Raw genomic sequence first — 12,985 nt, 5'->3', positions numbered from 1 at the left:
TAAACAATACATATAGCGAAGAGATAATGAACACATTCAGGACTGACAGGGAATTATTACGCCAATGGCAGCGGCTGGCACGCAGTCAGTTTCCTGCTATATGCCAACCTCGTCCTGCAGAAAGCCATAAAGGTACCTTTGGTACACTGGGTATTATTGGTGGCGCTGAAGGCATGGCTGGATCGGTTTCTTTGTCGGCTGTAGCAGCTTTGCATTGTGGATGCGGTAAAGTCTGGCTTGGCTTTAACCAGCCTTCTTTACCCTTACCCGTACTGGCACAACAGCCGGAAATTATGCTAGCTACTGCTGAGCAACTGCTGCAACGCTCAGACATTAGTGCATGGGTAATCGGTTGTGGTTTGGGCACACAAGAATCGGCTGTATCAGTACTGACAGCATGCCTGCAACAACACAATATAGTTACGTTATTGGATGCAGATGCGCTTAATCTGCTGGCACAGCAGCCAGATATCCTGACCGATAGAAAGAATAAACACAATATTATACTGACACCTCATCCCGGAGAAGCCTCTCGCTTGCTGAAATGCAGCATCAGTGAAATACAAGGAAACCGCAACCAAGCAGTATGCCGATTGGCAGCAAAATATAATGCATGGGTTGTTTTGAAAGGACATCAGAGCCTGATCGCTTCACCTAACGGGCAAGTTTGGCAGAATAACAGTGGCAATCCCGGGCTAGCTACGGCTGGCAGTGGAGATGTGCTCGCCGGAATTATAGGAAGTCTATTGGCGCAACAAATACCATTGGAGCAAGCCGTTTATGCTGGTGTGTGGTTACATGGTACAGCTGCCGATATCCTTGCTGCCAATGAAATTGGCCCTATTGGTTTATGTGCCGGTGAAATTGCCCCAGCTGTACGCTGGCTGAGAAACCGCCTGAGTGAAACTAATTGAATAGTAAACAAGCCGGATATTTGGATAAGTAACCGGCTTTGACTTTCCTTCTAAAGGTTTATTGTACGAAAGGGCTATTATTGCTTATCTGCCAGTGCCCAGTTCACGGCCGCAGTAGCGTGGATGGCAGTTGTATCAAAAACAGGCACCGGACTATCTGCTTCAGATACCAGCAACATGATTTCAGTACAACCAAGAATTATGGCCTCTGCTCCCGCATCTGCCAAATGTTGAATAATCTGCCGATACTGCTGGCGCGACTCTTCACGAATAATGCCGGACACCAGTTCGTTATATATGATTTTATGCACTGTTTGGCAATCATGATCATTTGGAATCAGTACCTGCAAACCATATTTATCGGTGAGCCGTCCTTTGTAGAAGTCCTGCTTCATGGTAAATTCCGTACCCAGCAACCCGACTTTGCGAAGTTTTTGGCGGCAAATTTGTTCGGCAGTAGCATCGGCTATGTGTAGCAATGGAATGCAAACACTGTTTTGCACTTGCTCCGCCATACGATGCATGGTGTTGGTGCAAATAACGATACATTCTGCACCGCCCTGCTGCAACTGACGCGCGGCATGGCACATTTTTTCAGCCAACTTATCCCACTGACCCTGATGCTGTAACGCTTCTATTTCTGCGAAATCAACAGACAACATAATGCTTTGAGCTGAATGGGTACTGCCTAGTCGATCACGTACCTGCTCATTTATCATGCGGTAATATTCCGCAGAACTTTCCCAGCTCATGCCGCCAATTAAACCGATGGTTTTCATTATTAACCCCCTTGAAATACATCTAAAAAATTATTTATTTTAATAATTTGAGAATTTGTTCAGGCTTCTCAATCACATAATCAGCTGGCCAACTCGCTGTATCGTCTGTGGCACTGATGTAACCCCAGTTTGCCAATACGGTAATCATACCGGCTTGATGTCCTGCTTGCATATCACGTTCAGCATCACCAACATAAATACAATTTTCCGGTGCCACACCGATTTGTCTGCAGGCGTAATACATCGGTATGGTACTGGGCTTAGGAGCGCTGGTGGTATCACCACTTACAACTACAGATGGTTTAACACTACATTCTAATTTTGGAAGCAGGCGGTCAGTAAACACATGTGGTTTGTTGGTAATAATGCCCCAAACAATATTTTGCTCAGCTAACTTGAGCAAAAGCTCATTGATGCCTCCAAACAATACAGTTTCATCAGTAAAGTGCAGCTCGTATTCGGCCAGAAAATCACGCCGCAAAGTGGCAAATTCAGGATGATCCGGTTGCCATCCAGTTCCTAGTGTGATCAGGCCAGAAGCACCATGGCTGGCTACCGGTCGAATTTCGGTCATGCTTTTTTGCGGCAGATGCTGCTTTTCCAAAACTCGGTTGAGAGCGGTACCCAAATCTGGGGCAGTATCTGCAAGTGTGCCATCTAAATCAAATAATACCGCTTTAATCATTATTTCGTTTCCATCCATGAGCTGCATGTATTGTATTAATGTGCATGTTGATGAGCAACAGAAGGCATGCAGCATAACAAATTTTCACTGTGCGTATGGGCATTGCTTTCTGTCTGTACTGTCACATGATGGATATCATGTTTGAGCAGAACAGAGGCAAGCTCATTCACTAGTTTCTCTGCTTCGGCAACAGTAATGGTACCATCCACAACAATATGACAAGATAATGCGTTCATATTACTGGTAATTGTCCATGCATGTAAATCATGCACGGCCTTGATTCCGGGCATGGCCAATATCACATTGCCTAGCTGCTCAAGTTCGATGTCGACTGGGGTTCCTTCCATTAGAATACGCAATGTTGTTTTCAGAATACCGATACCACTGTAAGCAATCAAACAGGCCACTACTACACTGGCCAACGGGTCTGCCCAACGCCAGCCGAACAGCATCATGAGTATGGCCGCTACAATCGCCCCTACAGAGCCGAGTAAATCACCCAGCACATGTAAAAAAGCACCGCGCATATTTACATTATGCTCGGTCTCGCTGCTTCGATGCATATACCACGCGATAGCGATATTCACCAGCAAACCCAAGACACTGATAATCAGCATGCCACGAGTAGCAATGGCTGGTGGATTAACGAAACGGCCAATGGCTTCATAGACAATCAATACTGCAATCACCATCAGTGCGATGCCGTTAACGGCTGCGGCGATAATCTCAAAACGCTTATAACCGAATGTCTGCCGCTGATTTACCGGCCGTTCACTCAGATGAAATGCTATTAGCGACAGTGCCAGTGCTAGCGCATCGGAAAACATATGGCCGGCATCGGAAAGCAGCGCTAGACTATTGGTTAACCAGCCACCGATGATTTCCACCAGCATATAAGCCCCGATAACCAACAATGAAACACGCAGTACCTGCTTATCCGCTGCGTGTGCTCCGAGATGATGGTGATGCCCGCTTTCATGAGTGTGCTCATGAGTATGATTGTGTTGGTGCATAGTAAGCCTTATCTAAAATAGCCTGAGAATACTTCAGGCTAAACCCTGACGTAAGGTAAAAGTCAATTACTGATATCAGCCGAGCTGAGGATAAATGATGGCATAATGCATTAAAGATACAGAAATTTATTGCCACAGATTAGCTGAGCTTTTGGATAATAGCAAAAAAAAATAAACTTACTGCTATTTCAATTCACCTATATAAAAAGCTTTCACTGAGACTAGCCAAACAACCATAGATAGTGCGTTTATGTTGATACATGATAACTATAGTTATATTCTTAAATAAAATTTTTTTTGATAACAAAATTTTATATTTGAATTTCGTTACAATATTTCACACTTACAGGTAAAATAGTCACTTTCTAATTTGATGCAATTTTGCCCCACCATGGCTCTATCAATATAGAAATTTACAGCCAATCTAGATTAACCGAAAAGAATGTTATTCAGCAGCCTCAGAAAGAAACAAACACAGTATTCCGAACCAGAACGGTGAAAAATTTTTATTCAGAAATCAATTAAACCACTACAGTAGAATCTTTGTTTGCAACTTCGAGTGATATACAGCCTAAATTTCTGTGTCCTGCCGATAGGCATAAACATGAATTAACTGATTTTAAACAGAAACTTTTCTGCTTATATGTTTGGCATGGTTAAACAATCTCTTTTTTATTTTTGCTTATTGGCTTCATGTTTAGCTTTATATCCATCGAATTTAGTCTGTGTTTCATTGTTTTTTTCTGCCTATATTGGCTTCTGGGCGCCAGACCAAGGCTCCAGAATTTTCTTTTATTGTGTACCAGCTATCTGATTGTGTATCTATGCGGTAGACTGCCGGCTCTGGCCACCCTATTAATATATACATTTATCATTTATGTGATATCAGCCTGCATTAATCGCAGTAAAAAACCGAGAATCTGGCTGATATCTGGAATTACCATTACCATTCTGCAACTGATATTGTGGAAATATTCCGATTTTTTCTCTGCACAAATAAACGAGAATTCGGATTGGTTTAGGAGTAACACAGACTGGATAGCTAATGTTATATTACCGCTGGGCTTATCCTATTATTCATTTCAAGCAATTAGCTATCTGGTTTCTCTTTATCAACTTCGCAATGGTAGACAAATAGCCGGCCAGCCTTTATCTTTGTCTGCTCTGGCATTGCATCTTGCTTTTTTTCCGACCATCACCGCAGGGCCAATTGCTCGCGCTTATGATGCTCGTGGTTTAACGGACATATCTGGTCAGCCCTGTGGCATGGCCGCGCAAATCCAAGCTGTAGAACGCCGCCGTATTTTGGCCCCAGCAGTGGCTTTGTGTCTGATTGCAATGGCACTGACGAAAAACTGGTGGTTTTCGGGCTGGATTGGAGATAACTGGGTGGATCCGGTTTTTGCCAATCCCATGCAGTATCAGAGTTTGGAAATACTGGCTGCCATTTACGGTTATACTTTACAGTTGTTTTTTAATTTTTCAGGCTACAGCGACCTGATGGTAGGCATGGGTCTGCTGTTGGGCTTTCGCTTGCCGCTTAACTTCCGTTCGCCGTTATTAGCTTATAATATTCGCGATTTTTGGAAGCGCTGGCACATCAGCCTGTCTACATGGATTAGGGATTACATATTTATTCCGTTAGGTGGCAGCCGGAGCAGCTTTATACGCACACAGTTTAATCTGCTTATTGCAATGGCATTATCCGGTATTTGGCATGGCAATGGCTGGCCATTTCTCATCTGGGGATTATTGCATGGCGCAGGGATGATATTCCTAAACCTGAGCGACTGGCTGTATAGTCGTCTACGTCACTGTTCTGCTGAACAGGCACGCGATAGTCTGAGCAAAAGTGGCCGTGTTGGCAAAATTTTAAGCATCATCATTACAGTACATTTCGTGTGTTTCTGTTTTGTGTTTTTTCGGGCACCCACCCTTAACGATGCTTTAATGTTGCTGCACGCTTTGTTCTGTAATTATATTAACGTACCGCTAAGTACCAACCCTTTCTACTTTTTCAGCCTGTTGCTGCTGGCCTGGATAGCTTATCCATTGCTAAACAGACTGACCAAACAGTTATTCCAGCGTGCAGAGAGTTTACCGCGCTACAGTCTGATTGTGCCTTTATTATTGCTGCTGGTGCTGATATTAATCTGTGCGCCGGCCGGAATTCCGGGATTTATCTATGCAAACTTCTAAATATCGCCGCCTGCCAACCTACCATAGTCATAACCAGAAAAAAAAATATACTCAGTTCGAGCAAATGCCCGTGGTAAGCGTTAAAACAGTGACCACTTTACCCATGGTAGTGGTATCAGATGAAGAACCTGAATCAAAAGTACAACCACCTAAAAGCAACAAACAGCAGTTTCGGTATGTTTTGCTAAGCTTAATCCTCGCTGCCGGCTTATCTTTATGGTTGATGCAGGATTCCGTAGAAAACTATTATCAGCAGACGTATCATAAAAACAGTATTTTATCCAAACTAAAACAATATTCGTGGTGGCAAGCAGGCGCCAAAGCAGCATTGGTACTCAATAGTGGTATCAGTTGGCTGAATCAGAACATTACATCTGCCAATCACAATGTCACAACAAGCTTTAATCAGCATGTTGCTGATGCAGAAAAAAATAAGACCACTATTACACAAAAACCACAGTTGACAGTGCAGCAGAATCTGCAACAGACAGCTAAACAAGACAGTATCAAATCAGCTTTCACACTGGGAGCCAAAGATGAAGTATTCTTTGCCGGTGATTCCTTAATGCAGGGGGTGGCGCCACATATCCAGAAATGGCTAAGCGAAGGCTATGGTATCAAAAGCATTAATCTTGCCAAGCAAAGCACTGGACTCACCTATCCTGGCTTTTTCAACTGGCCTGAAACCATCGCTCGTACCTTAAATGACAATCCCCGCATTAAGATTATGGTAATATTTCTGGGGCCAAACGACCCGTGGGATATTCCTGATCCGCATAATGGCACCCGCTTTATCAGCTTTGCTTCTGCGCGCTGGGAAAGCATGTACCGCAGCCGCATACAAACGATTATGGACACTGCCCGCCAGCATCAGGTAACTGTGCTATGGCTTACCCCGCCGGATATGCGCCGCCATAAACTTAATCAGCAAATGGTTTACCTGCGTCAGTTGACTACTGACGAGGTAATGCGAAATCATGGTTTTGTTGTTGATACCCGCGCCATGCTCGGTAGCAATGGAGATGAATATACTGATACCTTGATGCAACCAAATGGCAAAAAAATCAAAACCCGTAGTGCAGATGGTATTCATTTCACCATCTCAGGGCAGAAAATTATTGCTAGAGATATTTTCAACCGCTTTATCTTACCGGCACAGCCAAATAAAAACGATTACTCAAATGTACACTAAAACACATTTAGCTATCCTAAGCTGCTGCTTGTGGATTATGGCCTGCTCTGCCGATCCGGCTCCGGCTCAATCTAGCCGTAAGCACCATAGTACAGCTTTACCGGACAATAACACGGCACAGCTGGCAAAGGCCTTTAAGAAAAAAAGTATTAACATCGTACAGCTAGGAGACTCACATACAGCTGCTGATTACCTCACAGACGCCGCCCGTGTACGTCTGCAACAGCAGCTGGGCAACGGAGGCCCTGGTTGGGCTATGCCTACTCAGTTTCCCGGTATGCGACTGGCACGCTATACCTATCAGAATCAGGGTTGGCAGGCCATATCAAGCCGCACGGACACCAACGTAAACTATACGCTCGGCGGCTTGATTGCCACTCCTGCCGTCGGTTCAATAATGACAATAGCAACCAAAGAACCAGAAGCAGAGCAAACTGTAACAGTCAGCATCCGGCAAGGGCCGAACGATGAAGATTTATCCGTTACCGATAGCAACGGCCAGCAGATTGAACTGGCCGCCCATCCTAAGGATAATCAGTGGCATTTCAGCCAGTTTAATGCCCGTTTTCCGATTACCGTCAAAGCAGGCATGAATTTTCAGACTGCCATCGGTGGCTGGTGGGCACGTAATCAAAACAGGCAAGGAGCAGTATTTTCGGCACTTGGAATCAACGGTTTTCAGCTCAACCAATGGAATCGCTGGAATACAATGGCGTGGCAGCAAGAACTGAACGTTATAGCTCCAGACCTCATTATTTTGGCCTTTGGTACCAACGAAGCCTACAACAATCTAGACACCGCCACAGTAAAACAGAATCTTATCGAAACCATTGCTCTCATCCGTACCGCCTCACCCAATAGCGCTATCATGCTGCTAGGTGCTCCAGAAAGCCTTAAAAGTACTGCTGGTTCATGCGGCGTACGTCCAGAAAAACTAACCGAGCTGCAAAACATGCAGAAAGAAGTAGCGCGTAATCAGCATACTTTCTACTGGGACTGGCAGGCTGTCATGGGTGGCGAATGCAGTATGAAAACATGGATTGGTGAGGGGTTAGCGCGTAGCGATGGTGTGCATTTCACAGCCAGTGGTTATCAACGTCTGGGTGAGGCACTGGCCGACAGCATACTAGCATTACCACAGCATCGTTAACGCTTTATCAAATACAAAACACCTGTCCAGACAACACGGACAGGTGTTTTTTCCAATCAGCTTAGCGTGTGGCCAGCCCCTGCTGATGCAAAAATGGCAGAATATGCGGGCGCACCGGCTGAGCAAAATTATTGGCAACGGCCTTACTCCAATTGAGATCCAGACCACTACGATCACGATAATACTGCGTCAGCTGCTCATCATAGGCAGCCAGCTTAGCCGGATCAAGCGGACGATAGCGGTTTTCACTCACCAGCGTATCCAAAGGCAGGCGCGGACGATACATCGGATCCTGTGCCGGATATCCCAGACACAACCCAAACAGCGGAAATGTTAGTGACGGTAATTCCAGAATTTCAGCTGCACGGGCTGTATCATTGCGTAAAGAACCAATATATACACCACCCAGACCCAGTGATTCCGCAGCCAGCAAACAGTTCTGAGCCATGATACCTGCATCAACTGAGCCAATAATCATCGCTTCAGTCCAATCAAGCTGCGCTTCCGGAAAAGCCAGCCGGTGTCTGGTATAGTCTACACAAAATACCCAAAATTCAGCCGCCGTACGCACATATTTCTGATTGGCAGCCACTTCGCACAAAGCCGCACGCTTATCTGCATCTGTGACACGGATAATATGTGTACTTTGCATAAAACTAGAAGAAGAAGCCGCCCGTCCTGCCTCCCATATAGCTTCACGCTGCTCATCAGTTAAAGCTTCTTCAGTAAATTTACGAATTGAGCGGTGGCGATAAATTGTGGGCAAAGTAGCCGCACTCTTCAAATTGGTGTGATAAGTCATAATTATTCCTAAAACGATTATTTGCGTGCCAGCCGCAAAGTTAGCTCTGCTAGCCGTTTACCCTGAGCAAATGCCAGCGCTTCTTCAGCTTCACTTAACTGAGTGTTGTTGTGCATTCCGGCCACATGGCTGGCACCATAGGGCGTACCACCACTATGTGTAGCATTAAGCTGTGGCTCGCTAAACGGAATCCCGCATATCAACATTCCGTGATGCAGCAATGGCGTTATCATGCTCAGTAAAGTACTCTCCTGCCCACCATGCAAACTGGTAGTGCTGGTAAATACACAGGCAGGCTTGCCAATCAGGCTGCCGGCCAACCACAGACTACTAGTGCTGTCGAGAAAATATTTCACCGGTGCGGCACAATTGCCAAAACGGGTGGGACTACCCAGCGCCAATGCGGCACAATCCTGTAACTCTTCAAGCGTAACATAGGGTGCGCCGTCATCCGGAATGGCGGCAGCAGTTGCCTCACATTCAGCCGATACCTTAGGTACAGTACGCAACAAAGCTTCACAACCAGCAACGCTATTTATACCTCGTGCCAGCGCTAGCGCCAGATTGCGTGTACTGCCAGATAAACTGTAATACACCACAAGAATAGGCAAATCTTTCATCAAGCGCTCCTGAACCTGTTTTCATGCCATTATTGTGCCGCAACTGCCCCTACTTGAACAGTCAGCACCGAAATTCTGCTGCAAAACCACATTTTTGGTTACAATCAGTTAGCCGCTTGTCAGGAGTAGCCATGAATATACATTTATTTAAAAGCAAATATTTACAGCAGCGCCTGCCCCAGTTTTTACTTTTTGTTGCACACAACTACCAGCGCTGCAATCTGCCTCTGATTGCCGCCAGCTTAACTTTCACCACCCTACTGGCATTGGTACCGTTTTTCACCATTACCGTAATTGTGGTTAACGCATTTCCCATGTTTGCCGATATGGCCACACGGTTTAATCAGTTTCTAACTCATATTATTGTTCCTGCAGCCGGCGCAGACTCCGTGAGCGATTATCTATATGCTTTTCGTGACAAAGCCAGCGGCCTCACCGCAGTAGGCATCAGTTTCATGATCATCACTTCGCTGATGCTGATTCAGACCATAGAACACGCATTCAACCAAATCTGGCAGGCACGCGACCAGCGTCCGATATGGATACGTATTCTGATTTACTGGGCCTTGCTGACACTGGGACCGTTGGTGCTGGGCATGAGTCTTTCAGCCCTCGGTTTTTTGTCCAATCCAGACAACGTAGCCGGCCAAATTCCGTTTTACAGTAAAATTTTCAAAATCAGCACCAATCTAGCATTGATAACTCTGTTGCTGTTTCTACTGTACAAACTGGTACCATTCTGTTTTGTAAACTGGCGGCATGCCTTAACCGGTGCATTAATCACTGCAATCGGGCTGGATTTACTGCGACGAGGATTTGCTATATTTGTCACCCACTTTGGCAATTATCAGCTTGTATACGGTGCTTTTGCTGCCATACCAGTATTTCTAATCTGGCTGAATTTGTTATGGCTGCTCTTACTCGCCGGCGCCGTACTCACTTCTTCATTACCTTATTGGCATCAAGACAGATTTCTACATCTACGTCAGTATCAGCCGTTTGAAAATGCACTTGACCTCATGTACAGACTAATCCTGTGCCAGCAGCAAGGACAGGCCATAAAATCCTGTGAACTGCAGCAGCTTCTAAGCATCAGCGACAAACATCTGGACCAGATACTAAGCAAACTCAAACACAAGCACTACATTACCGACAGCAGCAATGGCTGGGTATTACAAACCGATCCCAACAAAATTACGCTAGCCGATTTATATCAACTATTTATATATCAGCCCAACCAGTACTCAGCCATAGCCAGCTCCATACAAACACTGCTCAACCCCTGTTTACAACATATGAATATCAGCCTGAGCGAATGGGCTCGCCATTTCCGCGCGCAAGAAAAAGAAAATCAACAACAGAAAAAAGCACAAAAACCAAACAAGGCACTGGCAATTTCGGATAAATAGTTTTACATTTACCGGTTTTAGCGTTGCATAAACAACACAATACCTGACCATGAGCAAGTTTAACCAAGCAGCAGCGTTAATCAGGCGCCTGAAAAATAAAATAGCCAGTCATCCCCAACTATGGTTTGGCACAGCAGCAACACTGATACTGCTGCTGGGTATTGTGATTCCGGCCAGCTGCCAACACCAGCCACAAACCTACCAGCCACAGCAAACCACCATCAAATTGCCTCCGGTAAAAATCACACCACGAACTACCAATCTCAACTTCTGGCGCGACGAAGTCGTACAGCCGGGCGATACCATCAGCATGGTTTTACAACGATTTCATATTAATGACGAAGAAATCCGACAAATTACCAACCTGAAAATCATTAAAAACCAAGTTCAACACCTGCAAGTGAACCAAGTATTCAGCATCCGTATGGACAACAACGGCCACCTGACCGATATCCAGTTTTTCAATGATGACGATAACGGTGAAAAAAATCTGGTAGCACTCAAAAAAACCGGCAACAATTGGAATGCCGATATCGGCGCAGTAGATACCGAAACCCTCCCAACATTCAAAGCCGTTGTCGTCAAAACCTCCGCCCGTGGAGCACTGGCGCAGGCCGGCATCCCCGTCGAAATCCGCGAATCATTGCGGGAAATATTTAAAGACAAAATAGACATTAATACCCTGCAAAGCGGCGACACCATCCGCTTGATTTACGACAGCCTGTACTATCGCGGACAGGAACTGGCTACAGGTGACATCCGTGCGGCGGAATTCAGCCACAACGGCACCCTATATCAAGCCTATTATTTCGACACCGGCAATGATGGCAATGGCCAGTATTACGACGCCACAGGCAAACCCTTACGGCAAGGATTCACCAGTGTACCTGTAGAAGGTGCACGCATTTCCTCTCCATTTGGTACCCGTTTCCATCCAATACTGCAAACCCTGCGCATGCACAGCGGTATAGACTATGCCGTGGCTAGCGGTACACCGATCCACGCACCGTCTGACGGAGTAGTAGAAAGCTACGGCATCAAAGGCGGCTATGGCAACGCAGTGATATTACGTCACAACGACAGCATGCAAACACTTTACGGACACATGAGCGCTTTTGCCAACCTCAGTCCCGGCCAACATGTACAAGCCGGAGATATAATTGGCTACGTCGGCAGCACAGGCGTTTCCACCGGCCCACACTTGCATTACGAAGTTAGAATTAACGGTCAGCCAGTTAATCCCGCCAGCGTAGCCCTGCCCACCCGAAAACTGAATGCACACGAACTGGCGACTTTCAAAAAGATGGAGCAGCGTTGGAATTCCCGTCTGTCAGACATCCGCAATCTGAGTGTTACTATCGCCCAGATGGATTAACCATCCACACTAGCACGCTAGAACTCAGTTCCGAATACGCATACAATAACCGCTTTGCTGACAGTGTATCCATCATGAAAATTGCCACCTGGAATGTCAACTCTTTAAACGTACGCCTGCCTCATACCCTGCGTTGGCTAGAAGAAAACCAGCCGGATATACTGGCCTTGCAGGAACTGAAACTTGAACAAGACAAATTTCCGGAGGCAGAATTCACCCGCATCGGCTATCACGCTGCATGGAACGGCCAGAAAACCTACAATGGTGTGGCCATTCTCAGCCGTCAACCGTTTCAAGAAGTGAGCATCGATATTCCGGAATTAAACGAACCGCAAAAGCGCATCATTGCCGCCACAATCGATGATATCCGCATTGTCTGTGCCTACTGTGTCAACGGCGAAGCCATAGGCAGCGAAAAATTTGCCTATAAAGAACGCTGGTTTGCCGCTCTCCAAGCCTATATGCGCACACAGCTAGAAAAATATCCCCAAACTATATTACTCGGCGATTTCAACATAGCTCCGCATAACATCGATGTATACGACCCTGAAAAATGGCAAGATAAAGTTTTATGTTCGCCACAGGAACGGAGCTGGTTTCAGCAACTGCTGCAATTGGGCTTTACCGACAGCCTGCATCAACTGTATCCCGACAGCGCTCACTATACATGGTGGGATTACCGCATGAATATGTTCAAACGCAAGCTTGGCCTTCGCATCGATCACATCTTGCTGAGTGAAAAACTTGTCCCCCTGCTGCGTGACGTACAGGTGGACAGTAGTGCACGCGGCTGGGAACGTCCCAGCGACCATGCACCTGTAATCGCTACCCTTGCCTAATGAACAGC

12 protein-coding genes are annotated in these 12,985 nt (G+C 45.9%); 7 read left to right on the top strand and 5 right to left on the bottom strand.

Annotated elements, in window-relative coordinates:
- Positions 1–26: 26 nt before the first annotated feature.
- A complete protein-coding gene (locus tag J3U64_RS07640; RefSeq protein WP_267408811.1) occupies positions 27–914 on the top strand; it encodes an NAD(P)H-hydrate dehydratase in 888 nt (295 codons plus the stop codon).
- A 77-nt stretch (positions 915–991) separates the two neighbouring features.
- Here the strand turns inward: J3U64_RS07640 and J3U64_RS07635 are convergent, their stop codons facing one another.
- Genes J3U64_RS07635 through J3U64_RS07625 form a run of 3 tightly spaced genes read right to left on the bottom strand, consistent with a single transcriptional unit; the run spans position 992 to position 3,391 of the window.
- Complete coding sequence (locus tag J3U64_RS07635) at positions 992–1,693, bottom strand: aspartate/glutamate racemase family protein (protein ID WP_267408810.1); 702 nt, start codon at positions 1,691–1,693, stop codon at positions 992–994.
- Positions 1,694–1,727: 34 nt separating this feature from the next.
- Positions 1,728–2,378 (bottom strand): HAD family hydrolase, encoded by a 651-nt coding sequence (locus tag J3U64_RS07630; RefSeq protein ID WP_267408809.1) that lies wholly within the window; start codon positions 2,376–2,378, stop codon positions 1,728–1,730.
- A 35-nt stretch (positions 2,379–2,413) separates the two neighbouring features.
- A complete protein-coding gene (locus J3U64_RS07625; RefSeq protein ID WP_267408808.1) occupies positions 2,414–3,391 on the bottom strand; it encodes a cation diffusion facilitator family transporter in 978 nt (325 codons plus the stop codon).
- 795 nt (positions 3,392–4,186) lie between these two features.
- Here J3U64_RS07625 and J3U64_RS07620 point away from each other — a divergent pair.
- From J3U64_RS07620 to J3U64_RS07610, 3 genes are read left to right on the top strand one after another with little or no spacing between them, the layout of a single operon-like run.
- Positions 4,187–5,590: an MBOAT family O-acyltransferase gene (locus J3U64_RS07620; protein ID WP_267408807.1), complete on the top strand. Its 1,404-nt coding sequence runs from the start codon at positions 4,187–4,189 to the stop codon at positions 5,588–5,590.
- Complete coding sequence (locus J3U64_RS07615; RefSeq protein WP_267408806.1) at positions 5,577–6,782, top strand: DUF459 domain-containing protein; 1,206 nt, start codon at positions 5,577–5,579, stop codon at positions 6,780–6,782. The genes J3U64_RS07620 and J3U64_RS07615 overlap by 14 nt, the downstream gene beginning before the upstream one ends.
- Positions 6,772–7,932 carry a GDSL-type esterase/lipase family protein gene (locus J3U64_RS07610; RefSeq protein ID WP_267408805.1) on the top strand — a complete coding sequence of 387 codons (1,161 nt, stop codon included), beginning with the start codon at positions 6,772–6,774 and terminating at the stop codon, positions 7,930–7,932. The genes J3U64_RS07615 and J3U64_RS07610 overlap by 11 nt, the downstream gene beginning before the upstream one ends.
- 61 nt (positions 7,933–7,993) lie before the next feature.
- On the opposite strand, the gene nfsA is transcribed toward J3U64_RS07610, so the two are convergent.
- Positions 7,994–8,734: an oxygen-insensitive NADPH nitroreductase gene (gene nfsA / locus J3U64_RS07605; RefSeq protein ID WP_267408804.1), complete on the bottom strand. Its 741-nt coding sequence runs from the start codon at positions 8,732–8,734 to the stop codon at positions 7,994–7,996.
- A gap of 17 nt (positions 8,735–8,751) precedes the next feature.
- Positions 8,752–9,354, bottom strand: a complete 603-nt coding sequence (gene wrbA / locus J3U64_RS07600; RefSeq protein ID WP_267408803.1) for an NAD(P)H:quinone oxidoreductase — start codon at positions 9,352–9,354, stop codon at positions 8,752–8,754.
- A 131-nt stretch (positions 9,355–9,485) separates the two neighbouring features.
- On the opposite strand from wrbA, the gene J3U64_RS07595 reads away from it, so the two are divergent.
- The 3 genes from J3U64_RS07595 to xth all read left to right on the top strand — a co-directional run bounded on the left by J3U64_RS07595 (position 9,486) and on the right by xth (position 12,977).
- Complete coding sequence (locus J3U64_RS07595) at positions 9,486–10,763, top strand: YihY family inner membrane protein (protein WP_267408802.1); 1,278 nt, start codon at positions 9,486–9,488, stop codon at positions 10,761–10,763.
- A gap of 49 nt (positions 10,764–10,812) precedes the next feature.
- Positions 10,813–12,138: a M23 family metallopeptidase gene (locus J3U64_RS07590; RefSeq protein ID WP_267408801.1), complete on the top strand. Its 1,326-nt coding sequence runs from the start codon at positions 10,813–10,815 to the stop codon at positions 12,136–12,138.
- A 74-nt stretch (positions 12,139–12,212) separates the two neighbouring features.
- Positions 12,213–12,977, top strand: coding sequence for an exodeoxyribonuclease III (gene xth / locus J3U64_RS07585; RefSeq protein WP_267408800.1), 765 nt, complete (start codon positions 12,213–12,215; stop codon positions 12,975–12,977).
- Positions 12,978–12,985: the final 8 nt, after the last annotated feature.

The organism is Snodgrassella sp. B3800 (assembly GCF_026535865.1).
GTDB lineage: Bacteria > Pseudomonadota > Gammaproteobacteria > Burkholderiales > Neisseriaceae > Snodgrassella > Snodgrassella alvi_E.
This window is presented reverse-complemented; position numbering and strand designations above follow the sequence as displayed.

What these genes read in the sequence shown, in the direction of transcription:
- J3U64_RS07640 (WP_267408811.1), top strand. Translation starts at nt 27, where the DNA reads ATGAACACATTCAGGACTGACAGGGAATTATTACGCCAATGGCAGCGG.
- J3U64_RS07635 (WP_267408810.1), bottom strand. Translation starts at nt 1,693, where the DNA reads ATGAAAACCATCGGTTTAATTGGCGGCATGAGCTGGGAAAGTTCTGCG.
- J3U64_RS07630 (WP_267408809.1), bottom strand. Translation starts at nt 2,378, where the DNA reads ATGATTAAAGCGGTATTATTTGATTTAGATGGCACACTTGCAGATACT.
- J3U64_RS07625 (WP_267408808.1), bottom strand. Translation starts at nt 3,391, where the DNA reads ATGCACCAACACAATCATACTCATGAGCACACTCATGAAAGCGGGCAT.
- J3U64_RS07615 (WP_267408806.1), top strand. Translation starts at nt 5,577, where the DNA reads ATGCAAACTTCTAAATATCGCCGCCTGCCAACCTACCATAGTCATAAC.
- J3U64_RS07610 (WP_267408805.1), top strand. Translation starts at nt 6,772, where the DNA reads ATGTACACTAAAACACATTTAGCTATCCTAAGCTGCTGCTTGTGGATT.
- nfsA (WP_267408804.1), bottom strand. Translation starts at nt 8,734, where the DNA reads ATGACTTATCACACCAATTTGAAGAGTGCGGCTACTTTGCCCACAATT.
- wrbA (WP_267408803.1), bottom strand. Translation starts at nt 9,354, where the DNA reads ATGAAAGATTTGCCTATTCTTGTGGTGTATTACAGTTTATCTGGCAGT.
- J3U64_RS07595 (WP_267408802.1), top strand. Translation starts at nt 9,486, where the DNA reads ATGAATATACATTTATTTAAAAGCAAATATTTACAGCAGCGCCTGCCC.
- J3U64_RS07590 (WP_267408801.1), top strand. Translation starts at nt 10,813, where the DNA reads ATGAGCAAGTTTAACCAAGCAGCAGCGTTAATCAGGCGCCTGAAAAAT.
- xth (WP_267408800.1), top strand. Translation starts at nt 12,213, where the DNA reads ATGAAAATTGCCACCTGGAATGTCAACTCTTTAAACGTACGCCTGCCT.